Origin of the sequence: Lelliottia sp. WB101 (assembly GCF_003051885.1) — a bacterium.
GTDB classification, from domain to species: Bacteria; Pseudomonadota; Gammaproteobacteria; order Enterobacterales; family Enterobacteriaceae; genus Enterobacter; species Enterobacter nimipressuralis.
Map to the genome: position 1 here is coordinate 2,795,361 of NZ_CP028520.1, position 24,780 is coordinate 2,820,140.

At 52.7% G+C, this 24,780-nt stretch carries 26 protein-coding genes and 3 tRNA genes; 21 read left to right on the forward strand and 8 right to left on the reverse strand.

Annotated features, from left to right (window positions below; genetic code table 11):
- Positions 1-25: 25 nt before the first annotated feature.
- Complete coding sequence (locus DAI21_RS13370) at positions 26-250, reverse strand: DUF2594 family protein (protein ID WP_100779727.1); 225 nt, start codon at positions 248-250, stop codon at positions 26-28.
- 468 nt (positions 251-718) lie between these two features.
- On the opposite strand from DAI21_RS13370, the gene uvrY reads away from it, so the two are divergent.
- The 7 genes from uvrY (at position 719) to DAI21_RS13405 (ending at position 5,581) form a co-directional block, all read left to right on the forward strand.
- Positions 719-1,375 (forward strand): UvrY/SirA/GacA family response regulator transcription factor, encoded by a 657-nt coding sequence (uvrY, locus tag DAI21_RS13375; RefSeq protein ID WP_100779728.1) that lies wholly within the window; start codon positions 719-721, stop codon positions 1,373-1,375.
- Positions 1,372-3,204 (forward strand): excinuclease ABC subunit UvrC, encoded by a 1,833-nt coding sequence (gene uvrC, locus DAI21_RS13380; RefSeq protein WP_102104010.1) that lies wholly within the window; start codon positions 1,372-1,374, stop codon positions 3,202-3,204. The genes uvrY and uvrC overlap by 4 nt, the downstream gene beginning before the upstream one ends.
- 56 nt (positions 3,205-3,260) lie before the next feature.
- A complete protein-coding gene (gene pgsA / locus DAI21_RS13385; protein WP_100779730.1) occupies positions 3,261-3,809 on the forward strand; it encodes a CDP-diacylglycerol--glycerol-3-phosphate 3-phosphatidyltransferase in 549 nt (182 codons plus the stop codon).
- A 150-nt stretch (positions 3,810-3,959) separates the two neighbouring features.
- Positions 3,960-4,035: transfer RNA gene (locus DAI21_RS13390), tRNA-Gly, on the forward strand.
- A 51-nt stretch (positions 4,036-4,086) separates the two neighbouring features.
- Positions 4,087-4,160, forward strand: a tRNA-Cys gene (locus DAI21_RS13395).
- A 12-nt stretch (positions 4,161-4,172) separates the two neighbouring features.
- A tRNA-Leu gene (locus tag DAI21_RS13400) sits at positions 4,173-4,259 on the forward strand.
- A gap of 653 nt (positions 4,260-4,912) precedes the next feature.
- Positions 4,913-5,581, forward strand: a complete 669-nt coding sequence (locus tag DAI21_RS13405) for a YecA family protein (RefSeq protein ID WP_107703336.1) — start codon at positions 4,913-4,915, stop codon at positions 5,579-5,581.
- 59 nt (positions 5,582-5,640) lie between these two features.
- Here the strand turns inward: DAI21_RS13405 and tyrP are convergent, their stop codons facing one another.
- Positions 5,641-6,852 carry a tyrosine transporter TyrP gene (gene tyrP / locus DAI21_RS13410; protein WP_107703337.1) on the reverse strand — a complete coding sequence of 404 codons (1,212 nt, stop codon included), beginning with the start codon at positions 6,850-6,852 and terminating at the stop codon, positions 5,641-5,643.
- Positions 6,853-7,034: 182 nt separating this feature from the next.
- Between tyrP and DAI21_RS13415 the strand changes: the two genes are divergently transcribed.
- On the forward strand, positions 7,035-7,274 hold the full coding sequence (locus DAI21_RS13415; protein WP_107703338.1) for a YecH family metal-binding protein: 240 nt from the start codon (positions 7,035-7,037) through the stop codon (positions 7,272-7,274).
- 30 nt (positions 7,275-7,304) lie between these two features.
- Here DAI21_RS13415 and ftnA read toward each other — a convergent pair whose 3' ends face one another.
- Both ftnA and yecR read right to left on the reverse strand, forming a co-directional pair.
- Positions 7,305-7,802: a non-heme ferritin gene (ftnA, locus tag DAI21_RS13420; RefSeq protein ID WP_100779734.1), complete on the reverse strand. Its 498-nt coding sequence runs from the start codon at positions 7,800-7,802 to the stop codon at positions 7,305-7,307.
- A 206-nt stretch (positions 7,803-8,008) separates the two neighbouring features.
- Positions 8,009-8,344 carry a YecR family lipoprotein gene (gene yecR, locus DAI21_RS13425; RefSeq protein WP_107703339.1) on the reverse strand — a complete coding sequence of 112 codons (336 nt, stop codon included), beginning with the start codon at positions 8,342-8,344 and terminating at the stop codon, positions 8,009-8,011.
- A gap of 481 nt (positions 8,345-8,825) precedes the next feature.
- Between yecR and DAI21_RS13435 the strand changes: the two genes are divergently transcribed.
- Positions 8,826-9,464, forward strand: a complete 639-nt coding sequence (locus DAI21_RS13435; protein ID WP_107703341.1) for an RpiB/LacA/LacB family sugar-phosphate isomerase — start codon at positions 8,826-8,828, stop codon at positions 9,462-9,464.
- A 39-nt stretch (positions 9,465-9,503) separates the two neighbouring features.
- On the opposite strand, the gene DAI21_RS13440 is transcribed toward DAI21_RS13435, so the two are convergent.
- A complete protein-coding gene (locus DAI21_RS13440; protein WP_107703342.1) occupies positions 9,504-10,922 on the reverse strand; it encodes an MFS transporter in 1,419 nt (472 codons plus the stop codon).
- 213 nt (positions 10,923-11,135) lie between these two features.
- On the opposite strand from DAI21_RS13440, the gene azuC reads away from it, so the two are divergent.
- Positions 11,136-11,219 carry a stress response protein AzuC gene (gene azuC, locus DAI21_RS13445; RefSeq protein ID WP_014832437.1) on the forward strand — a complete coding sequence of 28 codons (84 nt, stop codon included), beginning with the start codon at positions 11,136-11,138 and terminating at the stop codon, positions 11,217-11,219.
- A gap of 108 nt (positions 11,220-11,327) precedes the next feature.
- A complete protein-coding gene (locus tag DAI21_RS13450; protein ID WP_015959482.1) occupies positions 11,328-11,579 on the forward strand; it encodes a DUF2766 family protein in 252 nt (83 codons plus the stop codon).
- Between the two features lie 71 nt (positions 11,580-11,650).
- On the opposite strand, the gene DAI21_RS13455 is transcribed toward DAI21_RS13450, so the two are convergent.
- Positions 11,651-12,994 carry an anaerobic C4-dicarboxylate transporter gene (locus DAI21_RS13455; protein WP_102104005.1) on the reverse strand — a complete coding sequence of 448 codons (1,344 nt, stop codon included), beginning with the start codon at positions 12,992-12,994 and terminating at the stop codon, positions 11,651-11,653.
- A gap of 148 nt (positions 12,995-13,142) precedes the next feature.
- Positions 13,143-13,646, reverse strand: a complete 504-nt coding sequence (locus DAI21_RS13460; protein WP_107703343.1) for a non-heme ferritin-like protein — start codon at positions 13,644-13,646, stop codon at positions 13,143-13,145.
- 213 nt (positions 13,647-13,859) lie between these two features.
- On the opposite strand from DAI21_RS13460, the gene DAI21_RS13465 reads away from it, so the two are divergent.
- From DAI21_RS13465 to otsA, 6 genes are all read left to right on the forward strand, one after another.
- The gene (locus tag DAI21_RS13465) at positions 13,860-14,417 is read left to right on the forward strand and encodes a DJ-1 family glyoxalase III (protein WP_107703344.1); all 558 of its coding nucleotides are present in this window, start codon (positions 13,860-13,862) and stop codon (positions 14,415-14,417) included.
- A gap of 316 nt (positions 14,418-14,733) precedes the next feature.
- Entirely contained in the window at positions 14,734-15,723 is a 990-nt protein-coding gene (araF, locus tag DAI21_RS13475) for an arabinose ABC transporter substrate-binding protein AraF (protein ID WP_100780856.1), read from the forward strand.
- A 66-nt stretch (positions 15,724-15,789) separates the two neighbouring features.
- Positions 15,790-17,304: an L-arabinose ABC transporter ATP-binding protein AraG gene (gene araG, locus DAI21_RS13480; RefSeq protein ID WP_107703345.1), complete on the forward strand. Its 1,515-nt coding sequence runs from the start codon at positions 15,790-15,792 to the stop codon at positions 17,302-17,304.
- An 11-nt stretch (positions 17,305-17,315) separates the two neighbouring features.
- Positions 17,316-18,299: an L-arabinose ABC transporter permease AraH gene (gene araH, locus DAI21_RS13485; RefSeq protein ID WP_181826512.1), complete on the forward strand. Its 984-nt coding sequence runs from the start codon at positions 17,316-17,318 to the stop codon at positions 18,297-18,299.
- 164 nt (positions 18,300-18,463) lie between these two features.
- Positions 18,464-19,270 (forward strand): trehalose-phosphatase, encoded by an 807-nt coding sequence (otsB, locus tag DAI21_RS13490; RefSeq protein WP_102104002.1) that lies wholly within the window; start codon positions 18,464-18,466, stop codon positions 19,268-19,270.
- Positions 19,245-20,669 carry an alpha,alpha-trehalose-phosphate synthase gene (gene otsA / locus DAI21_RS13495; protein WP_102104142.1) on the forward strand — a complete coding sequence of 475 codons (1,425 nt, stop codon included), beginning with the start codon at positions 19,245-19,247 and terminating at the stop codon, positions 20,667-20,669. The genes otsB and otsA overlap by 26 nt, the downstream gene beginning before the upstream one ends.
- A 19-nt stretch (positions 20,670-20,688) precedes the next feature.
- On the opposite strand, the gene uspC is transcribed toward otsA, so the two are convergent.
- Positions 20,689-21,114 carry a universal stress protein UspC gene (uspC, locus tag DAI21_RS13500; protein ID WP_100779743.1) on the reverse strand — a complete coding sequence of 142 codons (426 nt, stop codon included), beginning with the start codon at positions 21,112-21,114 and terminating at the stop codon, positions 20,689-20,691.
- Positions 21,115-21,909: 795 nt separating this feature from the next.
- Here uspC and flhD point away from each other — a divergent pair.
- From flhD to motB, 4 genes are all read left to right on the forward strand, one after another.
- Positions 21,910-22,260: a flagellar transcriptional regulator FlhD gene (flhD, locus tag DAI21_RS13505; protein WP_181826511.1), complete on the forward strand. Its 351-nt coding sequence runs from the start codon at positions 21,910-21,912 to the stop codon at positions 22,258-22,260.
- Between the two features lie 2 nt (positions 22,261-22,262).
- A complete protein-coding gene (gene flhC, locus DAI21_RS13510) occupies positions 22,263-22,841 on the forward strand; it encodes a flagellar transcriptional regulator FlhC (protein WP_107704251.1) in 579 nt (192 codons plus the stop codon).
- Between the two features lie 123 nt (positions 22,842-22,964).
- The gene (gene motA, locus DAI21_RS13515) at positions 22,965-23,852 is read left to right on the forward strand and encodes a flagellar motor stator protein MotA (protein ID WP_100779745.1); all 888 of its coding nucleotides are present in this window, start codon (positions 22,965-22,967) and stop codon (positions 23,850-23,852) included.
- Positions 23,849-24,778: a flagellar motor protein MotB gene (motB, locus tag DAI21_RS13520; RefSeq protein WP_100779746.1), complete on the forward strand. Its 930-nt coding sequence runs from the start codon at positions 23,849-23,851 to the stop codon at positions 24,776-24,778. The genes motA and motB overlap by 4 nt, the downstream gene beginning before the upstream one ends.
- The last annotated feature ends 2 nt before the right edge of the window (positions 24,779-24,780 follow it).

A 24,780-nucleotide genomic window follows, 5' to 3' on the forward strand; every position in this document is an offset into this window, starting at 1 on the left:
TGCAATGCGTTCAGCCGTTCTTTTTTTACTGGCGGTAAGCCTGTTTAATTTGCTTAACCGTATCGGCAAATACATCTGCCTGGCCCTGATCTTCCATCTGGGCGATCTGCTTTTCCATCTTAATGATCACACGGCCCGCGTCAGCCTGGCCCATCGCCTGCAGCATAAGTGCCAGCAGTGCTTTCAGACAGGATACTTCCTGCGCCAGTTCTTGGTTATTTTCGGCGGTGGCGAATTCAGGTGTGCTCATTGTTATTCCTCATTACAAAACGGCGCTTGAGCGCGACGATGAAAGTTATGGCGGCGGAGTATACCACAAGAGAGAGGAAAAAAAGCAGTGGTTATTTTTTGTTCAATTGTGCTCTTTGTTTATTTAAGTAAACACGTTTTAAGTGTAATCACTATAATGTTTTAACCAGCCTAAATTGTTTATAGCCCGTTCTCTTGCTGTTAATTATTGTTACAAAAATATAAGAGCCGTACTTTCCTGGCGCAGAGGGGCGATCTTTTTGTAACTTTTTGAATACAGCGGCTTAAAAATAACGGTATTTGACTTTTTAAATCCGATTCTCTTTCCACTTGCTGTACAGGCTAATTTCCAAAAACGAGAACGAAATCGAATGACATGCTTTTTAGCGTTTTAAACTTGGGCAGAAAACCGTTAATATAAGCCAAATTAGTAGTCAGTAGCGTTATCCCTATTTCTGGAGACATTCCTTTGATCAACGTTCTACTTGTTGATGACCACGAACTCGTGCGCGCAGGGATACGACGCATACTTGAAGATATAAAGGGTATTAAAGTCGCCGGTGAAGTTTGCTGCGGCGAAGACGCCGTGAAATGGTGCCGTACCCACTCAGCCGATGTAGTCCTGATGGACATGAACATGCCTGGTATTGGCGGCCTTGAAGCCACGCGTAAAATCGCGCGTGCTTACGTGGACACCAAAGTCATCATGCTGACCGTCCACACGGAGAACCCGCTGCCCGCGAAAGTGATGCAGGCCGGGGCCGCAGGCTATCTCACCAAAGGCGCTGCACCACAGGAAGTGGTTAATGCTATTCGTTCAGTGTTCGCCGGCCAGCGCTATATCGCGTCGGATATCGCTCAACAGATGGCGTTAAGTCAGATTGAACCGGAAAAAACCGGATCGCCATTTGCCAGTTTGTCTGAGCGTGAATTGCAGATTATGCTGATGATCACCAAAGGCCAAAAGGTGAATGAGATTTCTGAGCAGCTGAATCTCAGTCCGAAAACGGTGAACAGCTACCGCTACCGTATGTTCAGTAAACTGAACATTCACGGCGATGTCGAACTCACTCACCTGGCCATTCGTCATGGTCTGTGTAATGCAGAGACCCTAACAAGTCAGTGAGTAATGTGTTCGATTCAAAATCTTTCCTGAAAACCGTAACCAGCCAGCCTGGCGTATATCGAATGTATGACGCTGGCGGTACGGTTATCTATGTTGGCAAAGCCAAAGACCTTAAAAAACGTCTTTCCAGTTATTTCCGCACCAATCTGGCCTCCCGTAAGACGGAAGCGCTGGTGGCGCTGATTCAGCAGATCGACGTCACCGTGACGCACACGGAAACGGAAGCTCTGCTGCTCGAACATAACTACATTAAGCTCTATCAGCCGCGCTATAACGTATTGCTGCGCGATGATAAGTCATACCCGTTCATTTTCCTCAGCAGCGACACCCATCCGCGTCTGGCCATGCATCGCGGGGCGAAACATGCGAAAGGGGAGTATTTCGGTCCTTTCCCTAACGGGTACGCCGTGCGTGAAACCCTGGCGTTGCTGCAGAAAATTTTTCCGGTTCGCCAGTGCGAAAACAGCGTCTATCGCAACCGCTCCCGCCCCTGTCTGCAATACCAGATTGGCCGCTGTCTCGGCCCATGCGTGGCGGGGCTGGTCAGCGAAGAGGAGTACGCGCAACAGGTTGAATATGTGCGTCTATTCCTGGCGGGTAAAGACGATCAGGTCTTAACGCAGCTGATTGCACGAATGGAAAAAGCCAGCCAGGCGCTGGCGTTTGAAGAAGCCGCGCGTATCCGCGATCAAATTCAGGCGGTGCGACGCGTCACGGAAAAACAGTTTGTGTCGAATACCGGCGACGATTTGGACGTCATTGGTGTTTCCTTTGATGCCGGGCTGGCCTGCGTCCATGTTCTGTTCATTCGTCAGGGCAAAGTTCTGGGCAGCCGCAGCTATTTCCCGAAAGTGCCGGGCGGTACTGAGCTGGGTGAAGTAGTTGAAACCTTCGTCGGTCAGTTCTATTTGCAGGGCAGCCAGATGCGCACGTTGCCATCGGAGATCCTGCTCGATTTTAATCTTGATGATAAAACCCTGCTGGCGGACTCCCTTTCCGAGCTGGCAGGGCGTCGCGTTAACGTTCAGACCAAACCGCGCGGCGATCGCGCGCGCTATCTGAAGCTGGCGCGGACCAACGCCGCGACGGCGTTGACGACGAAGCTTTCTCAGCAATCGACCGTTCACCAGCGCCTGGCGGCGTTGGCTACGCTGCTGAAACTGCCGGAAGTGAAGCGAATGGAGTGTTTCGACATCAGCCATACAATGGGTGAGCAAACCGTCGCCTCCTGCGTGGTGTTCGATGCCAACGGGCCGGTGCGCGCGGAATATCGTCGCTACAACATCACCGGGATTACGCCGGGCGATGACTATGCGGCGATGAATCAGGTGCTCCGCCGTCGCTATGGTAAAGCCATTGAAGAGGCCAAAATCCCGGATGTCATTTTGATCGACGGCGGGAAAGGGCAGCTGGGCCAGGCGAAAGCCGTTTTCGCTGAGCTCGATGTGCCGTGGGATAAACATCATCCTTTACTGCTCGGTGTGGCAAAAGGGACCGATCGTAAGGCCGGTCTGGAAACACTCTTCTTCGAACCGGAAGGTGAGGGCTTCAGTCTGCCGCCGGATTCCCCTGCGCTGCATGTGATCCAGCATATTCGTGATGAGTCGCACGATCATGCCATCGGCGGACACCGTAAAAAACGCGCTAAGGTGAAAAACACCAGTACGCTTGAGACAATCGAGGGCGTCGGGCCAAAACGTCGACAGATGTTGTTGAAGTACATGGGCGGATTGCAAGGATTACTCAACGCCAGCGTGGAGGAAATTGCAAAAGTGCCGGGTATTTCGCAAGGGCTGGCAGAAAAGATCTACTACTCGTTGAAACATTGAGGGCTCTGTAGCAACATAGAGCTAAATTTTACTGACAACAGACAGTTACCGTCACTATGCGATTTAACATCCCTACGTTGCTCACGCTTTTTCGCGTCGTCCTTATCCCCTTCTTTGTGTTGGCTTTTTACATGCCTTTCACGTGGGCTCCTTTCGCATGTGCGCTGATCTTCCTGGTGGCTGCGGTGACGGACTGGTTTGACGGCTATCTGGCCCGTCGCTGGAATCAAAGCACGCGGTTCGGTGCGTTCCTCGATCCGGTTGCCGATAAGGTGATGGTTGCCATTGCGATGGTGTTGGTGGCAGAGCATTACCACACCTGGTGGGTGACGTTACCTGCGGCGACCATGATCGCCCGTGAGATCATCATCTCCGCCCTGCGCGAGTGGATGGCTGAGCTGGGTAAACGCAGCAGCGTGGCGGTCTCCTGGATTGGTAAAGTGAAAACTACCGCGCAGATGGCATCGCTGGTGTGGATGCTGTGGCGTCCTAACGCGTGGGTCGAGTGGGCGGGTATCGGCCTGCTGTGGGTTGCAGCGGTGCTGACGCTGTGGTCAATGCTGCAGTATCTGAACGCTGCACGCGGCGATTTGCTTGAACAGTGATCGTTTCGGCGCAATTTTCAGCAAACGATCCTGGGATGCAAAAATAACGTTGACTCACATCGTCATATAAGTAGAATGCAACGCATCGAACGGCGGCACAGTCAGCCGGACGATAATGAAATCAAGTGATTACAAATGACTTGGTGACATGCGGGAATAGCTCAGTTGGTAGAGCACGACCTTGCCAAGGTCGGGGTCGCGAGTTCGAGTCTCGTTTCCCGCTCCAAATTAAAAGCATCGGCAGTTGCGGGTGCTGGTCGAAAGACAACAGATTTACGGCGCGTTAGCAAAGCGGTTATGTAGCGGATTGCAAATCCGTCTAGTCCGGTTCGACTCCGGAACGCGCCTCCAATTTCTTCCCGAGCCCGGATGGTGGAATCGGTAGACACAAGGGATTTAAAATCCCTCGGCGTTCGCGCTGTGCGAGTTCAAGTCTCGCTCCGGGTACCATGGGAAAGCTAAGAATAATCAAAGCAATAAGCAGTGTCGTGAAACCACCCTCGGGTGGTTTTTTTGTTTTTGTCCCTCGCCATCTTCACGCTTCTTACTTGCCCCTATTTTCCTTAATGCTTCTAAATCTCATGCGGATGTTATCAACGTTTTAACTATTTCCATTCTGGATGGGGAGCCGAAATATGCCCGGAGATATACAGCATGAGAAATAAATCCTTGTACGACTCAGTGCTAAAACATGCTTTAAGAGAGGGGAAGGTTTGAGCATAAAGAATGCAGTAAAGAAATAAAGGACCTTCCCTGGTTAGAACCCCGAAAAAACGAATATTTAAGCATTGATTAAATGCTAGTTTAGTATGGGTAATTTATAACCTCTAAACAAATACCCTTTGCTTCAATTACCCATCCTTCATTCTTTAATGCGCAGGAATAATATTCGTCGGCAATTTTATTGGGGACGTTATTTTGACCGGATAATTTCACCGCAGCATTTTGAGGTCAGAGTCTGGCATGTTGTGCTCAAACCCTGCATCTCACAAAGTGCATAACGCACTTCCTGACTCAGTGTTCTACCCGCCAGGCACCGGCATTTAAAGAGTCCTCGCCCGAAGTGTGGTAAGCTCCTTTTCTTTTTTTCAGGAGTATCAGTAATGACTGAAGGCCCATTAAATGAAAACGAAATGGAGTGGCTGGAAGAGACATTAATCTCTCACGGTCATGACGATGCGTCTGTGCTTGACGTTTCCGAACTCGACGGCATGCTAACCGCAGTGCTGTCCGGTCCTCTTGTGGTGGAACCCGACACCTGGCTGGTGGCGATCTGGGGCGGTGAAAAACACATACCGCGCTGGAAAAACGATCGTGAAATGCACCGTTTTATCGATCTCTGCTTTAAGCATATGAACGACATCGCCGAGCGCCTGAGCGACTATCCCGACCAGTTCGAGCCAGTTTTTGGCGAGAACGATGTCGAGGGGACCTCCTATACCGTGGTGGAAGAGTGGTGTTACGGCTACATGCGTGGAATGGCTCTGACCGACTGGTCTACCTTGCCGGAAGAGCTGAAACCCGATCTGGCGGTGATCGCTCTGCATGGTTCGCAAGAGAACGTCGATCGCGTTGAAGCCATGACGGAAGAAGAGTATCAGGCGAGCGTGGACAGCATCCGTCCGGCTGCGATTCGTCTATATAACTACTGGCTGGCGAATCCACAGCAGCCGGAGGCCAAAAAGCCGATCGTCAACGGAACCAAAGTAGGGCGCAACGATCCGTGCCCGTGCGGTAGCGGGAAGAAATTTAAAAGCTGCTGTTTGCATTAATAAAAAAGGGCTCGCAATGAGCCCTTTTTAATACCGCCGGGTGATTGTAGCTCGTCGGTTTATCCCACCTCCGGCAACAGCCCCGCTGCAATCGAAAACTGCACCAGAATCACCACAATCCCGCAGGTAAACACCAGCCCTAACAGCGGTTTTCCGCCCCACACCCGGTAACCCGAATCAGGGTGTTGCTGACGGCTTTTCCACGCCAGCAGGGAAGGGAGCAACAGAGCCAGCACGGCCAATGCCACACCCGCGTAGCCCAGCGCCATCACAAACCCACGCGGATAGAACAGTGCGAAGGCCAGCGGCGGAAGGAAGGTAATCAGGCCCGTCTGAATGCGTCCGCTGACGGAGCGTTTGCGCTGGAACAGATCCGCCAGATAGTCGAACAACCCGAGGGCTACGCCGAGGAAAGAGGTCGCCAGCGCCAGATCGGCAAACAGATGCACTGCCAGCTCAACGTGCGGCGAAGCCACCACTTCACGCAGCGCCTGCAAGAATCCGTTCAGACCTGAATGATCGGCTATTAAGCCAATAAACGTTGACGAATCAATGCTGCCCAGAGTCACCAGTTGCCAGAAGATATAGGCAATGAGGGGGATCGCGCTGCCGATAATGAACACGCGGCGCAGTTTACGAATATCGCCATTCATGTAGCTGACGATACTCGGCACGCTGCCGTGGAAGCCGAACGAGGTGAAAATCACCGGAATAGCAGAAAGCGCCAGCCCCTGTTGCAGTGGGAGGGTGAGCAAATTCACTTTGTGAACGTGCGGAGCCAGCAGTGCCAGCATCACCACCAGGAAAACAATCTTGGCGCTGAAGAGAAAGCGGTTAAACAGATCGACCAGCGACGTTCCCACGCACACCACGCCCCCGCCAATCAGCGTAAAGAAGATCACGCCGGTCGCCGGAGAAATAGCAGAGCCAAACCAGTGGTTGACGCTTGACGCGATCAGCTCGCCTGCGCCGCTCATGTAGGCCGCTGTCAGGGCATACATCAGGAACATCATGCTAAAACCCGTAATCCACTGACCGTAGCGGCCAAGATAGCGGGCGGCCAGCGAGCCAAGGCCCGTATCGGCTGGAACGTGCTGATAAACTTCAAGCAGCAGTAATGCGGTATAACACATCAGCGCCCACAGGCAGGCCAGAAGCACCAGCGTGACGCTAAATCCGACGCCCGCAGCGGCCAAGGGCATCGCCAGCATTCCTGCGCCAATCGTCGTGCCAGCGACGATAAAAATACTTCCCAGAGTTCTGTTCTTCACGCTTTCCTCTACCACAACCGCTAATCGCAACCTAATCTGCGGCGCAGAGTAAGACAAAAGTCGTTACTCGTCAAATCACCGTTACAACCGGTGTAATCATATTTTTACAGTTACAAACCTGTGCCAGCGCAAGGCAGCAGGGCGCATACCTGTTTAGTCTGTGGCTTTGATTTGGAGGGGTTATGACATCGATTCACGGACATGATGTGCTCAATATGATGATTGAGTCGGGTGAGCAGTACACGGAGCAAAGCCTGGTTCAGGCAATTGATTCCCACTTTGGCAATAATGCGCGCTTTCATACTTGCTCGGCAGAGAATATGACGGCGGCGGAGCTGGTGGCATTTCTGGCGGCGCGGGGGAAATTTATTCCGGCAGACGAGGGGTTTTCAACGCACGTAAGTAAAATCTGTCGCCATTAAAAAAAGGGGAGCCAGAAGGCTCCCGAAACTTTATTTCTGCGTGTCGAGAGTCGACAGCTCTTTATCAATAAAGTACAAACCTTCGCCTGATTTACCCGCCAGCGATAATTTATCGAGTACGGATTTAAACAGTTTCTCTTCTTCGTGCTGTTCTGCAACATACCACTGCAGGAAATTAAAGGTCGGATAATCCTGGCCAATCATCGCCGCGTGAGTCAGTTCGTTAATTTTCTGGGTGATCAGCTGCTCGTGTTCGTAAGTGGCACGGAACAGTTCGTCCAGTGACGCATACTCAGCGAACGGCGACGCCACTGGATTAATGCGTGGCAGGCTGCCGGTGTCAGCGAGATAATCGAACAGACGCTGCATATGCGTCATCTCTTCCTGGGCGTGGCGACGCAGAAACGCGGCCGCACCTTCAAAGCTGTGGTAGCTGCACCAGGCACTCATTTGTTGATAAAGCAGGGATGAAAAAAGCTCGAGGTTCATTTGTTCGTTGAGCTTATCGATCATTTCAGTTTTCAGCATAGTGCAGCTCCATGGAATTTTTTATTAGTCAGTCAGGGCGTCACTATAATTTGTTATTTAATTATTTGCAAAAGGTAAAATAAAAGATTAATTATTCAAAATACGAATGGGAATAAAACGCATTGGCAGTTGTTTATATATTAATGAGAATGGTTTCGCTTCGTATTAAATAGACTGCCAGTGGAAAACTGGCAGCACTATTAATATTACCAGGTTTGCGTCGCTGCGGGATTTACCGCATAGCCCATGCATTTGTACTGGATAGTGACGGTCTGGTTGAGGCAAACTGACCCGCTGAACAGGCTGCAGGTTTTTATCGGCTGACCATAGAAAGAGGCGGTCGCAAAGCCCATGCTCTGGCACTCGCGCGTGGCCGTCCCGTTGGTGACATAGTCATCGTAACGGGCATTCTGGAAAATCGCCTGACCGTAATCCAGTCGCACAACGCCGCCTGGCGCATCGGCGCTACTCACCTGCGCCTGACGAGTGACCGTGCAGCCCGCAAGGAGCAGAAATAAACCGGCAACGAATAATCTCTTCATATTTCGCTCTGATTCAATGTAAACACGCTATTTTACCGCCTGCCAGAACGGTCAATGCCGCGAATAGCCGGACGAATTTCCCTCTCTCTTTTCAACGACATGATTTGGTGGGAGAGCCTGTCGAAGATTATGCAAAACCCCAGTGATGCTGGCGGCACGGGGCAAAAATGGCGCTGGCCCAGGAAAATATCCACAAAAGGGATGCGAGGCGGCCGGCAGCTCCTCACAGGACGGGTGTTCCCCAAAGGTTTTTTTACTGTCTTTCAAAAGCAGTGTAGCCAACGGCTGGATTGGAGAGCAGGTATTTCTGAACATTGAGCAACCGCATCTCATTTCTTCTCTATTGCCTGATTATGTGAAGCGGCTTTCGTTTTTTAAAACATTTTTTCAGTTAATTTGAAAGTGCGTTTGTTAGATAGTAAGGTTGTCTGGATTCGCTATCTTTGGCGGCAACACCCGCAACGTATTCAGGAGATGAAGAATGAAAATTGCACTGATGATGGAAAACAGCCAGGCTGGCAAAAACGCCACTATCCTCAACGAATTGAAAACCGTCGTTGATGAGAAAGTTTTCCCGGTCTACAACGTCGGGATGAGTGACGAGAACGATCACCATCTGACTTACATCCACCTGGGTATCATGGCCAGCATCCTGTTAAATTCTAAGGCGGTGGACTTTGTGGTCACCGGTTGCGGGACAGGCCAGGGCGCGCTGATGTCGCTGAACATCCACCCGGGCGTGATTTGCGGTTACTGTATCGACCCGGCAGATGCGTTCCTGTTTGCCCAGATCAACAACGGTAACGCGCTCTCTCTGCCATTCGCCAAAGGCTTCGGCTGGGGTGCTGAGCTGAACGTGCGCTTTATCTTTGAAAAAGCGTTTACTGGCCGCAAAGGCGAAGGGTATCCGCCAGAGCGTAAAGAGCCACAGGTGCGTAACGCCGGTATTCTGAACCAGGTGAAAGCCGCCGTAGTGAAAGAGAACTATCTGGATACCCTGCGTGCAATCGATCCTGAGCTGGTCAAAACCGCCGTTTCCGGTCAGCGCTTCCAGCAGTGCTTCTTCGAAAACTGCCAGGACAAAGAGATCGAAGCATTTGTTCGCGGTATCGTAGGCTAAACTACTACCTGAATAAAAAGCCAGCCATGCTGGCTTTTTTTATGCCTTGTTCGACACCGCGCTCCCCGCATCTTTCGTCAACCGCAGAGTATCCACCATCCCCACCAGGCAAATCAGCGCGATGGCGACAAAGGCCAGACGAAAGCTGATCCCCGGCACGCTTGCCATGTTCAGCAAATCGCCCATTTTCTCGCCAATCCGGATTCCAATCGCCCCGAGAGTGATCCCAAGCCCGACCGCCAGCTGCGTCGCCGTGGAAAACAGCGTATTGGCGTAGCTCATTTGTGCCGATGGCACATCCGCAAAGGCCAGCGTACTGACCGCCGTAAACTGAATCGAACGGAACACCCCGCCCAGATAAAGGATCAACATAATCAGCCAGATCGGCGTCTGCGGTGAGATAAACGCGCAGGCCAGCAGGGACAATACGTTTAGCGCTCCATTTATCAGCAGCAGTTTTCGGAAACCCAGGCGACGGATCAGTGGCGTGGTGGCAGGTTTAATCGTCAGGTTACCGACAAATACTGCCAGCACCAGCAGACCAGAGTGAAAAGCATCCATCCCAAAGCCTACCTGGAACATCAGGGGGAGCAGGAAAGGAACCGCGCTTATGGAGGCGCGAAACAGTGAGCCGCCGTACATCGTTACACGAAACGTCGGAACCTGCATGGCGTCGAGGCGAATCATCGGCCACTGGGCGCGCTGAAAATGGCGCAGGGCGTAGATAAGCGTGACCGCCCCCACAACCAAAAGCCCCAGGGTGAGTAAGCCTTGTGAATGCTGCGCCCCCATCGACTCCATGGCATACACCAGGCTCACCATCGCAATCGTGGTGGCGATAAAGCCCGGCGTATCGAAGGGACGACGTTCATCGTCGTGCAGATCGGGAATAATCCGCAGCGCCAGAATAATCGCCACGATCCCAAGGGGCACATTAATAAAGAAGATCCAGCGCCAGTCGGCGTAGCTGGTAATAAAGCCGCCGAGGGGCGGCCCGATAATGGGTGCCACCAGCGCGGGCCAGGTGAGGGTGGCGATAGCGGTGATCAACTGATGTTTAGGCGTGGTGCGCAAGACCGCCAGCCGCCCGACCGGGACCATCAGGGCACCGCCCATGCCCTGCAGCACGCGCATGGCGACAAACTGATCCACCGTGGTGGATAGCCCGCAAAAGACGGAGGCGAGGGTAAAGATCGCCAGCGCCACGGCAAACACTTTGCGTGCGCCAAAGCGGTCGGCAATCCAGCCGCTGGCGGGGATTAAGACTGCCAGCGTAATCAGGTAGGCGCTGATGCCGATATTCAAATCCACGGCCTGTACGCCAAAGCTTTTCGCCATATCGGGAAGCGCGGTGGCAATCACGGTTCCGTCGAGAAACTCCATAAAGAATGCCCCGGCAACCAGCAGTGCCGCTGGCGACAGCCCGCGGCTCTCCTTCCCGGTGATGTTGTCAGTCATCGTTACCCTGCCATATCAAAAAAATTTATAAAAATTTACTGGAACTTATCGATTTCTAAGCTGCGGATTTGTCATGGATTTTTGTAACAATCCCGCAGCATTGCTGATTTTGTAACCGTGATTTGCGTCACATAATCATTGATTTTTGTGACGCTGGTCATATTATATGCGCATAGACAATAACACCTGCATAACACATTACCGGAGCATCAAATGAAACTGCGCAAAATCCTGAAAAGCATGTGGGCTAACTACTGCAATACGTTTAAAGACGTACCGCCAGGCGCAATGTTCTGATGAAAAAAACCTGCTTCGGCAGGTTTTTTTATGCCTGCGCTCGACGAGAGGGAAGATGAAAGGGCTATCGTTTTGCTACTATGGCGCTCTTTATGTAAGGAGCTTCCTATGTCTCAAAATCTGAGCGCCGATCAGGAACTGGTATCTGACGTCGTCGCATGCCAGTTGGTCATCAAACAAATCCTGGATGTGTTAGACATTATCGCGCCGATTGAAGTGCGTGAAAAAATGTCCACCCAACTGAAAAACATCGATTTCACCAGCCATCCTGCTGCGGCGGACCCTGTTACGCTTCGCGCCATTCAAAAAGCCATCGCGCTTATCGAACTCAAGTTCACACCGCAGGGTGAGTCACACTAAAATAAACCGATGTTTTGAATTTAGAAACAAGTTTATGCGAAAGGGCGACAGCAATGTCGCCCTTTTGACGTTCAGAAGAAGGTCTGCACCAGCAGATAGCTGGCGGCACAGGCACAGCTGACGCCGATAAGCCCCGGCAGAATAAAGCTGTGGTTGATGATGAATTTGCCAATTCGGGTGGTACCGGAGCGGTCGAAACCGATACAGGCCAGGTCGCTCGGGTAGGTGGGCAGCACGAAGTAACCGTAGGAGGCCGGGAAGAAAGCAATCAGCATTTTTGGCTCAATGCCCAGCATCAGGCCCATCGGTGCGACGGCGGTCAGTGCTGCGGCCTGGCTGTTTACCAGTTTGGAGACCAGGAACAACACGATGGCGTAAGTCCACGGATGGCTTTTTACTACCCCTTCGAGCGCCATTTTCAGCTCGTCGAGGTGCGCCTGGAAGAAGGTATCGCTCATCCACGCAACCCCGAAGACCGAGAAAATCGCCACCATCCCGGCCTTAAACACCGCACCGTTCGAAATGGCAGAGGCGTTAACCTTACAGGCAATCAGCATCACGGCACCGGCAATCAGCATCATCATCTGGATGACGAGATTCATGGAAAGCGCTGTCATTTTGCCTTTGATTTCAAAGGCAGGGCGCAGCTCGGGCAACGCCCCCAGCAGCACCACGACAGCAATGCCGGCGAAGAAAATCCACGTCGACCAGTACGCCTGTTTCGGAAAGCGCTGGTTCATCAGCGTCTCGGTGCTGCCATAGATAAATTCGCGCTGTTTCGGGTCGCTGAGTTTTTCCTGGAATTCCGCGTCGTCAGCCAGATCCTTTCCGCGACGCAGGCTCCAGAGTGCGGCAATCATCACCCCAAACAGCGAAGCGGGTACGGAGACGGCCAGAATCTCGAGGATCCCCCACGCCTGGCCGATACCGTGCTGGGCGCCAATAATTGACACCAGTGATACCACGGCAACAGAGACCGGGGACGCCGTAATCGCCATCTGCGAGGCAACAGAAGCAACGGCCATTGGGCGTTCCGGGCGAATGCCTTTTTTCAGCGCGATGTCGGCGATAATCGGAAACATGGTGTACACCACATGGCCGGTCCCGCAGAGAAACGTCAGCATCCAGGTGGTAAAGGGAGCGAGGAGGGTGATGTGCTGCGGATGTTTTCTCAGCAGGCGCTCGGCAAACTGCATCATGACATTCAGGCCACCCGCGGTCTGCAGGGTCGCCGCGCAGCCGATCACGGCAAGGATCGTCAGCATGACGTCCACCGGCGGTTTACCGGGCTGGAGTCCAAACACAAAGCTTAAAATGAAAAGACCGATACCGCTTATCAGCCCAAGGCCCATCCCGCCGAACCGCGTTCCTACCAGCAGGCAGAGGATAATGACAATAAACTCGATGGTGATCATGAAGCTCCCTCGTCAATCAAAGTGAAATGAAATAAATCATTTCACTTTGTAAGGTTATTGGCTGGGAGCCAGATCTGATTTGTTAAATTTCAATAAAAGCAGTTACTTGGTAACTATTATTTAACAATTGTGGATAACTAGCCGGGCATCAGTGGCGCTGACAGTTCACCAGATTAAGCAGGTGCTGGTCAGTCTGCGTCATACACAACCCGGCACGCTTCGCACTGCGCACCTCATCCAGAATGGTTTTCAGCAATAGCCCATCCTGCTGCTGTTCTTTTCTCATATCACGCAAGAAATCGAGCGTGGTGTCATCATTCAGCGCTTTAGCTTCTCCGGCGAGCGTTTTCAGCATGGTACAGCGCTGCTCGTACTCGTCGAGGGTTTTCTGGAATATCTCTTCCAGCGATGAACAGGCGTCATCGGAGATCACACGCGCTTTGACAATCGGGTTAGCCCCGGCCTGTTTCATATAGTCAAAGACCCGCATCATGTGGGTGATATTGCATTGCGCCTGGGTGCGTAGAAAGGTGGCGGTTCCGTTGAGGCTGTGCTCTGAACACCAGTCGCTCAACTGCAAATAGAGATTGGAGGCGTTGAACTCGAGGTTCATCTGGGTGTTGAGTTTCTGAATCATTCCTGAAGTTGTCATTATAATATCCTTATTTAGAGGAGGGATGATTAACAACAGAATAAAGCCGTTCTGTACCGTCGTTATGTGACCCACTTTTCATTTCCCGTCATGCAATTAGGAATAATGCCCGTAATTTGTAAAAAGAATGAACTGTGATCCACGCACAGGTTTGACGGATGACTTCTTGTAAAATGAAACGATGTTTTATCTATTTCATTTTTGAGGATCAAAATGGCCAGAGTGGCGGTATTGTTGGCACCAGGATTTGAAGAAGCGGAAGCAATTATCACGATTGATATCTTGCGTCGTATGCACATTGACGTCGAAACGCTGGCCTGCGCGGAGTCGCGCGCGGTGGTGAGTTATCACAACATCCCGATGGTGGCAGACAGCACGCTCACCGAGCGCGCCGATACGCTGTACGACGCAGTGGTACTGCCGGGCGGGCCGCAGGGTAGCGTGAATCTGGCTGCCAGCCAGGAAGTGGTTCGTTTTGTTAAGGCACATGACGACGCGGGCAAATTGATCTGCCCAATCTGCTCTGCCGCGGCGCGCGTGTTGGGCGGCAACGGCCTGCTGAAAGGGCGTCGCTATGTCTGCTCAGGCGATTTATGGGAAACGGTCAACGACGGGGAATACGTCGATGCGCCGGTAGTAGAGGATCAGAATCTCCTCAGCGGCAAAGGCCTCGGCCACGCGTTTGATTTTGCCCTGACCCTGGCCGCCCGTTTACTGGGAGACGAAGCGCCGGTTCGCGATCACGCGGATCATATTTACTACGCCTGGTAAATTCTTACGCGGACGCTACGGCGTCCGTATTACAGGGGCGTCTTAGCTGACCTTATGGATAATTCTGCTTAATCCCCTCCAATTTGTCCGACAATACCCGCCTTTTTTATGTCATTTATCGCTGAATATATGTACGCAATTACTGTAATTCTGCGGTGTGATGCCGCTCTCTTATGGATGATTAATTTCCCGCTAAAACTATCTCCAGCACCATCACTTATTCAAGGGTGAGCGCTAATACCTTGTTTTACGTCCGATTAAATAAAAAGCACGACACTATACCCTACATAAAAGAATGCTAATGCTGGAGTTAACCATGCACAAATTTACTAAAACGCTGGCGGCCATCGGCCTGGCTGCCGTTATGTCACAATCCGCTATGGCAGAGAATTTAAAGCTCGGTTTTCTGGTGAAACAGCCTGAAGAACCCTGGTTCCAGACCGAGTGGAAATTTGCGGATAAAGCCGGGAAAGATCTCGGCTTTGATGTCATCAAAATTGCCGTACCCGATGGTGAAAAAACGTTGAACGCCATCGACAGCCTGGCGGCCAGCGGCGCGAAAGGTTTTGTCATTTGTACGCCAGATCCGAAACTCGGTTCGGCCATTGTGGCAAAAGCGCGGGGTTACGGCATGAAGGTGATTGCGGTTGACGATCAGTTCGTCAACGCCAAAGGCAAACCGATGGATACCGTTCCGCTGGTGATGATGGCGGCCACCAAAATCGGTGAGCGTCAGGGCCAGGAACTTTATAAAGAGATGCAAAAACGCGGCTGGGATGTGAAAGAAACAGCCGTTATGGCGATTACCGCAGATGAACTCGATACCGCGCGTCGCCGCACGTCCGGTTCGATGGACGCGCTGAAAGCGGCCGGGTTCCCGGAAAAACAGATCTATAAAGTCCCGACGAAATCGAACGATATTCCAGGCGCCTTCGACGCCGCAAACTCCATGCTGGTGCAGCACCCTGAAGTTAAACACTGGCTGGTGGTCGGCATGAACGACAACACCGTGCTGGGCGGCGTGCGCGCGACGGAAGGCCAGGGCTTTAAAGCGGCGGATGTCATCGGTGTCGGCATTAACGGCGTGGATGCGGTGAGCGAGCTGTCTAAAGCGCAGGCGACCGGCTTCTACGGCTCGCTACTGCCAAGCCCGGATGTGCATGGCTATAAATCCAGTGAAATGCTCTACAACTGGGTGACGAAAGACGCTGAGCCTCCGAAGTTCACCGAGGTGACGGATGTGGTGCTGATCACCCGCGACAACTTCAAAGAGGAACTGGCGAAAAAAGGGCTGGGCGGTAAGTAATTTGTTGTGATTGCGCCCCTCGATGCGGAGGGGCCAGACGTACACTACTCGAATCACGGAGACGTTATGCAACAGTCTGACCCGTATCTCTCTTTTCGCGGCATCGGGAAAACGTTCCCCGGTGTAAACGCGCTGACCGATATCAGTTTTGACTGCTATCCCGGTCAGGTCCACGCCCTGATGGGGGAGAATGGCGCAGGGAAATCCACGCTGTTAAAAATCCTCAGCGGAAACTACGCCCCGACGACCGGCACGCTGTCGATTCGCGGCGAAGAGATGGTGTTTGCCGATACCACGGCGGCGCTGAATGCTGGCGTCGCTATCATTTATCAGGAGCTACATCTGGTACCTGAAATGACGGTGGCGGAAAACATCTATCTGGGACAATTGCCTCACAAGAGCGGGATCGTCAATCGCTCGCTCCTCAATTATGAAGCCGGACTACAGCTGCAGCATCTCGGGCTGGATATCGATCCGCAAACGCCGCTGAAATATCTGTCGATTGGCCAGTGGCAGATGGTGGAAATTGCCAAGGCGCTCGCGCGCAACGCAAAAATTATCGCCTTCGATGAGCCGACAAGTTCGCTCTCGGCGCGCGAGATCGACAACCTGTTTCGGGTGATCCGCGAGCTGCGCAAAGAAGGGCGCATCATTTTGTATGTTTCGCACCGTATGGAAGAGATTTTTGCCCTTAGCGACGCCATCACCGTGTTTAAAGATGGCCGCTACGTGCGCACCTTCACCGATATGCAGCAGGTCAATCATGACCAGCTGGTGCAGGCGATGGTCGGACGTGAGCTGGGGGATATCTATCACTGGCAGCCGCGAGAATACGCTGCCGAGCGTTTGCGTCTGGAGAGCGTCAAAGCACCAGGCGTGCGTACGCCAATCTCCCTGTCGGTGCGCAGCGGCGAAATCGTCGGTCTGTTCGGGCTGGTGGGGGCAGGGCGCAGCGAGCTGATGAAAGGGCTGTTCGGCGGCACGCGGATCACCGCAGGCCAGGTGTATATCGACGGCCAGCCGGTGGATATCCAGAAACCGGCTCACGCGATCCGCGCGGGGATGATGCTCTGTCCGGAAGATCGTAAAGCCGACGGGATTATTCCGGTCCACTCCGTGCGCGACAACATTAACATTTCGGCACGCCGAAAATTCATTCGTGCCGGATGCCTGATCAACGACAGCTGGGAAAACATTAACGCCGATTACCATATTCGCTCCCTGAATATTAAAACCCCCGGTGCTGAACAGCTCATCATGAATCTTTCCGGCGGGAACCAGCAAAAGGCCATTCTGGGCCGCTGGCTGTCGGAAGAGATGAAAGTCATTTTGCTGGATGAACCGACGCGCGGCATCGACGTCGGGGCGAAGCACGAAATCTATAACGTCATCTATGAGCTGGCAAAACGCGGCGTGGCGGTGTTGTTCGCCTCCAGCGATCTGCCCGAAGTGCTGGGCGTTGCCGACCGCATCATCGTGATGCGCGAAGGGGATATCGCCGGTGAATTGCTACATGAACAGGCGAATGAACAACAGGCGTTGAGCCTCGCCATGCCTAAAGTCAGCCAGGCTGTCGCCTGAGCAAGGAGTGAATGATGTCCTCTGTAACTACCTCTCGCGCACCGAAATCGGCTTTTAGCCTGGGGCGCATCTGGGATCAATACGGGATGCTGGTGGTCTTTGCCGTCCTGTTCCTGGGCTGTGCGATCTTCGTGCCGAATTTCGCCAGTTTCGTCAACATGAAAGGGCTGGGGCTGGCGATCTCCATGTCCGGTATGGTCGCCTGCGGAATGCTGTTCTGTCTGGCGTCCGGCGATTTCGACCTCTCCGTTGCGTCGGTCATCGCCTGTGCAGGTGTGACGGCGGCGGTGGTGATCAACCTGACGGAAAGCCTGTGGATAGGGGTTTTTGCCGGGCTGATGCTGGGTGTGCTCAGCGGGCTGGTGAATGGTTTTGTCATTGCCCGCCTGAAGATCAACGCCCTGATCACCACGCTTGCCACCATGCAAATTGTGCGCGGCCTGGCCTATATTATCTCTGACGGGAAAGCGGTGGGGATTGAAGACGAGCGCTTCTTTACCCTCGGCTACGCCAACTGGCTGGGTCTGCCTGCGCCTATCTGGCTGACGGTGGGCTGTCTGATTATATTTGGCTTCCTGCTCAACAGAACCACCTTTGGCCGCAATACGCTGGCGATCGGCGGGAATGAAGAGGCTGCGCGCCTGGCTGGTGTCCCGGTGGTGCGTACCAAAATTATTATCTTTGTGCTCTCCGGTCTGGTGTCGGCGGCGGCGGGGATTATTCTGGCTTCGCGTATGACCAGCGGCCAGCCGATGACCTCGATTGGTTATGAGCTGATTGTGATTTCTGCCTGCGTATTGGGTGGGGTTTCGCTAAAAGGCGGCATCGGAAAAATCTCATATGTGGTGGCCGGTATCCTTATCCTCGGCACCGTTGAGAACGCCATGAACCTGCTGAATATTTCCCCCTTCTCGCAGTACGTCGTACGTGGCCTAATCCTGCTGGCAGCAGTGATCTTCGACCGTTACAAGCAAAAAGCGAAGCGCACCGTTTGAGCAAAATCTGGCGCAACTTTTAAGTCTAGTCCTACCTCCCTGTCGCCTGCCAGCAATGCTGGCAGGCGGTTTGCTAAATGGCGAGCAGCGTCACACTGTCTATACTTACATGGCTACTGAGATGTTAAATGTCTGACATCTCGAAAACCGTAAGGAGGATAAGGGTGGCAGACTCGTTAAACGTACCGCCTGCACTGACCGGAGAATTCGCATTCTTTTTCGATCTCGACGGGACTCTCGCCGACATCAAACCGCACCCCGATCAGGTGGTGATACCTGCCGATATTCTCCGGGTGTTACATCAGCTCTCCAGCATCAATCATGGGGCACTGGCATTGATATCAGGGCGCTCAATGGCCGAGCTGGATCAGCTTGCCAGGCCTTACCGCTTTCCGCTTGCCGGTGTGCACGGAGCGGAGCGCCGCGACATCCATGGCAATGCGCATATCGTCTCTCTTCCCGATTCACTGATTCAGTCGCTCACGGTACAACTGACCGCGGCGCTCGAGCATCTGCCGGGAACGGAGCTGGAAGCGAAAGGGATGGCCTTTGCGCTGCACTATCGTCAGGGGCCGCAGCACGAAGCTGCCATCACGGCGCTGGCAACCTCCATCGTCGCGGCACACCCTCAGCTTGCACTGCAGCCGGGGAAATGTGTGGTGGAAATAAAACCGAGGGGCATTAATAAAGGAGAGGCGATCAAGGCCTTCATGACCGAGGCGCCTTTTGCGGGCAGAACGCCGGTGTTTATCGGCGACGACCTGACGGACGAAAGCGGTTTTAGCGCCGTCAATCAGGCCGGAGGGGTATCAATTAAAGTCGGACAGGGTGAAACCTGCGCCGAATGGCGACTGGCGAATGTCGCCAGCGTCTGGCAATGGGTCACCGAAGTCGCTAACCAGCAACAAGAAGAAAAAATAGCGCATAACAACAGGAGAAAACATGATGGGTCGCTTAGTCGTAGTCTCTAACCGAATTGCGCCACCGGACGATAAAAAATCCAGCGCGGGTGGTCTGGCGGTAGGGATTTTGGGTGCCTTAAAAACAGCTGGCGGTTTGTGGTTTGGCTGGAGCGGTGACGTCGGTAATGAAGACCAGCCGCTAAAAAAGGTGACACGGGGCAACATCACGTGGGCATCGTTTAATCTGGGTGAGAAGGACTACGAAGAGTATTACTCGCAGTTCTCTAACGCCGTGCTGTGGCCAGCGTTTCACTATCGTCTGGACCTGGTTAAATTCGAGCGCGATTCGTGGGAAGGGTACACCCGTGTCAATGCGCTGCTGGCGGATAAACTGCTGCCGTTAATCGAGGAAGACGATATTTTATGGATCCACGATTATCACCTGATTCCGTTCGCCAGCGAGCTGCGCAAACGTGGGGTGAATAACCGGATCGGCTTCTTCCTGCATATCCCGTTCCCGACGCCGGAGATTTTCACCGCGTTGCCCCCGCATGAAGAGCTGCTGGAAGGGCTGTGCGATTACGATCTACTTGGCTTCCAGACGGAAAACGACCGCGTGGCGTTTCTCGATAGCGTCTCCGGTAAAACGCGCGTGACCACCCGCAGCGGCAAGTCTCATACCGCGTGGGGCAAGACTTTCGAGACCGAAGTCTATCCTATCGGTATTGAGCCTGATGAAATCGCCGCTGATGCCTCTGGCCCGCTGCCGCCGAAACTGGCGCAGCTCAAAAGCGAGCTGAAAAACGTCAAAAACATCTTCTCCGTGGAGCGTCTGGATTACTCGAAAGGGCTGCCAGAACGCTTCCAGGCCTATGAGAGACTGCTGGAAAAATTCCCGCAGCATCACGGTAAAATCCGTTATACGCAGATTGCCCCGACCTCACGTGGTGAGGTGCAGGCCTATCAGGATATCCGGCATCAGCTGGAAACCGAGGCCGGGCGCATCAACGGTCGTTACGGGCAACTGGGCTGGACACCGCTTTATTATCTCAACCAGCATTTTGAGCGCAAAATTCTGATGAAAGTGTTCCGCTATGCGGAAGTGGGGCTAGTGACGCCTCTGCGCGACGGGATGAACCTGGTGGCAAAAGAGTATGTCGCCGCGCAGGACCCGAAAGACCCTGGCGTGCTGGTGCTTTCACAGTTTGCGGGGGCGGCTAACGAGCTGACTTCGGCGCTGATCGTCAATCCCTACGACAGCGATGATGTGGCAAATGCCCTCGACAGGGCGCTGACCATGCCGCTGACTGAGCGTATCTCGCGCCATGCGGAGATGATGAAAGTGATTCGCGAGAACGATATTAATCACTGGCAGGAGCATTTTATTCGCGATCTTGAGCGGATCACCCCCCGAAGCCGGGAGAGCAATCTGCAAAAAAAGGTCGCAACCTTCCCTAAACTGGCTTAACGAGTCCCCCTCGGCGGCATCAGTTGCCGAGGGGAACCAGCAGCACGTCCACCTGACTTGAGCTGACAATTGCTTTGGCGGAGCAGGCGGCGCGTGAGAAGAAGCTGTGGTTATGGTTACCGCAGATCACCAAATCGGCCTGCTCTTTGCGGCAAATATCCAGAATATGTTCGCTCAGTTCGCCGGTGGCGATAAAGGTCCGCGCGATAGGATACTGGGCTTTATCCTCCAGCTCCTGCAAAAACTGCTGCGTCTCTTCCTGCAACAGCCCACGAATATCTTCCAGCATCGGTGCTGCCAGCTGGTTATACATTTCCGGCTCGGCCGCCAGCGTAACCAAACTAATCCGCGCATTGAGCGGGCGGGCGATCGAGACCGCTCGCGCCAGCAGCTGATGGCTTTCCGGGGTAACAGCAACGCATACCAGAATGTGTGAGTAACTCATCGCTCACTCCTTTGATGTCCAGAGACAGAGGATTCATCACCATTAGCGCGATTCGTACCGCTTCGCAAGAGGGCAATACGACATTGGTGTGACGCTTATCATAATTATTCATTAATTATTCTTATAAAACGAATAGTGTCATAACCGAGCTTATCAACGTAAAAGTGTTACTTAACCAAAACATCCCCCTTTTAATATTGAACCCGTCATCAGATATCCGCCGTTTTTGACCAGCAAGTTATCGTCACGAACGGAAATTTGTTACATTTTTTAATTTTATAACTTCATGATTTTAAATGAAATTAATGATGTGTTACTGACTATAGCTTAATATGTTAAGCAAAAGATCATTAAGGATAATGCTCTCTGGCGAGGAGTGAGCTGGTCGGATAAGCCACTGCATGAGTATTCGTCCATTCAGAATAGAAAAGAGCCTCACTTGGCTAAAAAACAACCAACTTACAAGTCGCGCTGATGGATTAATCCCTGTTTATCGCTCAATTTTTGTGACGCAGATCACATTTTTTTTAAAATTTGGGCGGGGCTGCATTGTATGTGGGAAAACGGACGAGTAGAGTTGCCTCGAATTAGGAAAAATCTTAGTTATTTGTAAGTAATGATAAGACGCAATGGTCAGGGATCACCATTTAAAAACCGCGCGTTTTATCCAGTTTAACCTTAATTCGACTATGCATTTTCGCCTTTTCTTTTTTTTTACCGGGGTTTTCTCGGCGACATCACGGGGTGCGGTCTTACCGCATAAAAAATTATAGTTGGTTATTCTGGATGGGAAAAATGCATACATCCGAGATGCTTAAACACGTCTATGACATCAATTTGTCATACTTATTACTTGCACAGCGTTTGATTAGTCAGGACAAACCGTCCGCCATGTTCCGCCTGGGTATCAGCGAAGAAATGGCAACAACGCTCGGTGGATTAACTCTCCCTCAGATGGTCAAACTGGCGGAAACCAATCAGCTGGTATGTCAGTTCCGCTTCGACAGTCATCAGACCATTACGCGTCTGACTCAGGATTCACGCGTTGACGATCTGCAACAGATCCACACCGGGATTTTGCTTTCAACCCGCCTTCTCACCGAAATCAGCCAGCCTGACGACGTGGCCCGCAAGAAAAGGGCTTAATGATGAGCGAAAAAAGCATTGTTCAGGAAGCTCGCGACATTCAGTTGGCAATGGAACTGATCACGTTGGGTGCTCGCTTACAAATGCTGGAAAGCGAGACTCAGCTGAGCCGCGGTCGACTTATCAAACTGTATAAAGAATTACGCGGTAGCCCGCCTCCGAAAGGGATGCTGCCCTTTTCAACGGACTGGTTTATGACCTGGGAGCAAAACATCCACGCATCGATGTTTTGCAATGCCTGGCAGTTTCTCTTGAAAACTGGCTTGTGCACTGGCGTAGATGCTGTCATCAAAGCCTATAAACTCTACCTTGAACAATGTCCGCAGCCGGAAGAGGGGCCACTTTTGGCGCTGACCCGCGCATGGACGCTGGTGCGCTTCGTTGAGAGTGGATTGCTGCAATTGTCGCGCTGTAACTGCTGCGACGGCAACTTTATCACCCATGCTCATCAGCCAGTAGGTAGCTTCGCCTGCAGTTTATGCCAGCCGCCGTCCCGTGCGGTAAAAAGACGTAAACTTTCCCCGGAAGCTGCCGATATTAATCCACAACTGCTGGATGAACAGATCGAACAAGCTGTTTAACCCGAACGTGTGGGAAAGATTCCAGCAGCGGTAAGAAATTACCGCTGCTTTTTTTTACCCCGCATTCCGGTAACGCCTTCGAACTCAACATCCTGTCATGGTCTCTAGCGGAAGGATGATGTCGTGCTTATCTTATTAGGTTACCTGGTTGTTATCGGTACAGTTTTCGGCGGTTATATGATGACCGGCGGGCACCTGGGAGCACTCTATCAACCGGCTGAACTGATTATTATCGGCGGCGCAGGGGTAGGTGCTTTTATCGTTGGCAACAACGGTAAATCGATTAAAGGAACGCTCAAAGCGCTCCCATTACTGTTTCGTCGTTCAAAATACACCAAAAGCATGTATATGGACCTGCTGGCGCTGCTCTATCGTCTGATGGCAAAGTCGCGTCAACAGGGCATGTTCTCGTTGGAACGTGATATTGAGAACCCGAAAGAGAGCGAAATTTTCGCCAGCTATCCACGTATTCTCGCTGACGCGATGATGCTGGATTTTATCGTCGATTATCTTCGACTCATCATCAGCGGCAACATGAACACCTTCGAGATCGAAGCGCTGATGGACGAAGAGATCGAAACTCACGAAAGCGAATCCGAAGTGCCGGCTAACGCCCTGGCGCTGGTGGGGGATTCACTGCCGGCATTTGGTATCGTCGCGGCGGTGATGGGCGTGGTACACGCACTGGCCTCCGCCGACCGTCCGGCCGCAGAGCTGGGGGCACTGATTGCCCACGCAATGGTTGGGACATTCCTCGGTATTCTTCTCGCCTACGGTTTTATCTCGCCGCTGGCAAGCGTGCTACGCCAGAAGAGTGCGGAAACTACCAAGATGATGCAGTGCGTGAAGATCACCCTGCTGTCAAACCTGAACGGCTACGCACCGCCAATCGCGGTGGAATTCGGGCGTAAAACCCTGTACTCCAGCGAGCGTCCATCGTTTGTCGAGCTTGAAGAACACGTCCGCGCTGTGAAGAACCCTAACCAACAGACGACGACTGAGGACGCATGAAAAATCAGTCCCATCCCATCGTCATAGTTAAAAAGCGCAAACACAAAGGCCATGGGGGCGGTTCCCATGGCTCGTGGAAAATCGCTTACGCGGACTTTATGACCGCAATGATGGCGTTTTTCCTGGTGATGTGGCTGATTTCCATCTCCAGCCCGAAAGAGCTGATTCAGATCGCGGAGTATTTCAGAACGCCGCTGGCGACGGCGGTTACGGGCGGGCAGCGAATTGCGAACAGCGACAGCCCAATCCCTGGCGGGGGTGATGATTACACCCAGCAAAAGGGTGAAGTGAAGAAAGAGCCGAATATCGACGAGCTGAAAAAGCGCATGGAGCAGGCGCGGTTGAAAAAACTGCGTGGCGACCTCGACCAGCTCATCGAAGCTGACCCGAAACTGCGCGCGCTGCGTCCACATTTGAAAATCGATCTGGTGCAGGAAGGGTTACGCATCCAGATTATTGATAGCCAGAACCGCCCAATGTTCAAAACCGGCAGCGCGGACGTTGAGCCTTACATGCGCGATATTTTGCGCGGTATTGCGCCGGTGCTGAACGGTATTCCGAACCGCATCAGTCTCTCTGGCCATACGGATGATTTCCCGTATGCCAACGGCGAAAAGGGATACAGCAACTGGGAGCTTTCTGCCGATCGTGCCAACGCCTCGCGTCGCGAGCTGGTGGTGGGTGGGCTTGATGAGGGCAAAGTCCTGCGCGTCGTCGGAATGGCCGCCACCATGCGGGTGACCGACCGCGGCCCGGACGATGCCATCAACCGTCGTATCAGTCTTTTAGTGCTCAATCAGCAGGCGGAGCAGACCATTCTGCACGAAAACGCCGAAAGCCAGAATGAGTCACTGGATGATTTAAAACAGCCAGGGGCAGTGCCTTCGGCTGCCGTTCCAACATCGCCACCAGCCAATCCGAGGTGATA

Excerpts from the sequence above, each read along its gene's own strand:
- flhC (WP_107704251.1), top strand. The coding sequence starts at position 22,263 with ATGAGCGAAAAAAGCATTGTTCAGGAAGCTCGCGACATTCAGTTGGCA.
- DAI21_RS13435 (WP_107703341.1), top strand. The coding sequence starts at position 8,826 with ATGAAAATTGCACTGATGATGGAAAACAGCCAGGCTGGCAAAAACGCC.
- DAI21_RS13440 (WP_107703342.1), bottom strand. The coding sequence starts at position 10,922 with ATGACTGACAACATCACCGGGAAGGAGAGCCGCGGGCTGTCGCCAGCG.
- yecR (WP_107703339.1), bottom strand. The coding sequence starts at position 8,344 with ATGAAGAGATTATTCGTTGCCGGTTTATTTCTGCTCCTTGCGGGCTGC.
- otsA (WP_102104142.1), top strand. The coding sequence starts at position 19,245 with ATGGGTCGCTTAGTCGTAGTCTCTAACCGAATTGCGCCACCGGACGAT.
- uspC (WP_100779743.1), bottom strand. The coding sequence starts at position 21,114 with ATGAGTTACTCACACATTCTGGTATGCGTTGCTGTTACCCCGGAAAGC.
- araG (WP_107703345.1), top strand. The coding sequence starts at position 15,790 with ATGCAACAGTCTGACCCGTATCTCTCTTTTCGCGGCATCGGGAAAACG.
- flhD (WP_181826511.1), top strand. The coding sequence starts at position 21,910 with ATGCATACATCCGAGATGCTTAAACACGTCTATGACATCAATTTGTCA.
- azuC (WP_014832437.1), top strand. The coding sequence starts at position 11,136 with ATGAAACTGCGCAAAATCCTGAAAAGCATGTGGGCTAACTACTGCAAT.
- araH (WP_181826512.1), top strand. The coding sequence starts at position 17,316 with ATGATGTCCTCTGTAACTACCTCTCGCGCACCGAAATCGGCTTTTAGC.
- DAI21_RS13405 (WP_107703336.1), top strand. The coding sequence starts at position 4,913 with ATGACTGAAGGCCCATTAAATGAAAACGAAATGGAGTGGCTGGAAGAG.
- DAI21_RS13465 (WP_107703344.1), top strand. The coding sequence starts at position 13,860 with ATGGCCAGAGTGGCGGTATTGTTGGCACCAGGATTTGAAGAAGCGGAA.
- DAI21_RS13370 (WP_100779727.1), bottom strand. The coding sequence starts at position 250 with ATGAGCACACCTGAATTCGCCACCGCCGAAAATAACCAAGAACTGGCG.
- DAI21_RS13450 (WP_015959482.1), top strand. The coding sequence starts at position 11,328 with ATGTCTCAAAATCTGAGCGCCGATCAGGAACTGGTATCTGACGTCGTC.
- ftnA (WP_100779734.1), bottom strand. The coding sequence starts at position 7,802 with ATGCTGAAAACTGAAATGATCGATAAGCTCAACGAACAAATGAACCTC.
- DAI21_RS13460 (WP_107703343.1), bottom strand. The coding sequence starts at position 13,646 with ATGACAACTTCAGGAATGATTCAGAAACTCAACACCCAGATGAACCTC.
- motB (WP_100779746.1), top strand. The coding sequence starts at position 23,849 with ATGAAAAATCAGTCCCATCCCATCGTCATAGTTAAAAAGCGCAAACAC.
- araF (WP_100780856.1), top strand. The coding sequence starts at position 14,734 with ATGCACAAATTTACTAAAACGCTGGCGGCCATCGGCCTGGCTGCCGTT.
- DAI21_RS13415 (WP_107703338.1), top strand. The coding sequence starts at position 7,035 with ATGACATCGATTCACGGACATGATGTGCTCAATATGATGATTGAGTCG.
- pgsA (WP_100779730.1), top strand. The coding sequence starts at position 3,261 with ATGCGATTTAACATCCCTACGTTGCTCACGCTTTTTCGCGTCGTCCTT.
- DAI21_RS13455 (WP_102104005.1), bottom strand. The coding sequence starts at position 12,994 with ATGATCACCATCGAGTTTATTGTCATTATCCTCTGCCTGCTGGTAGGA.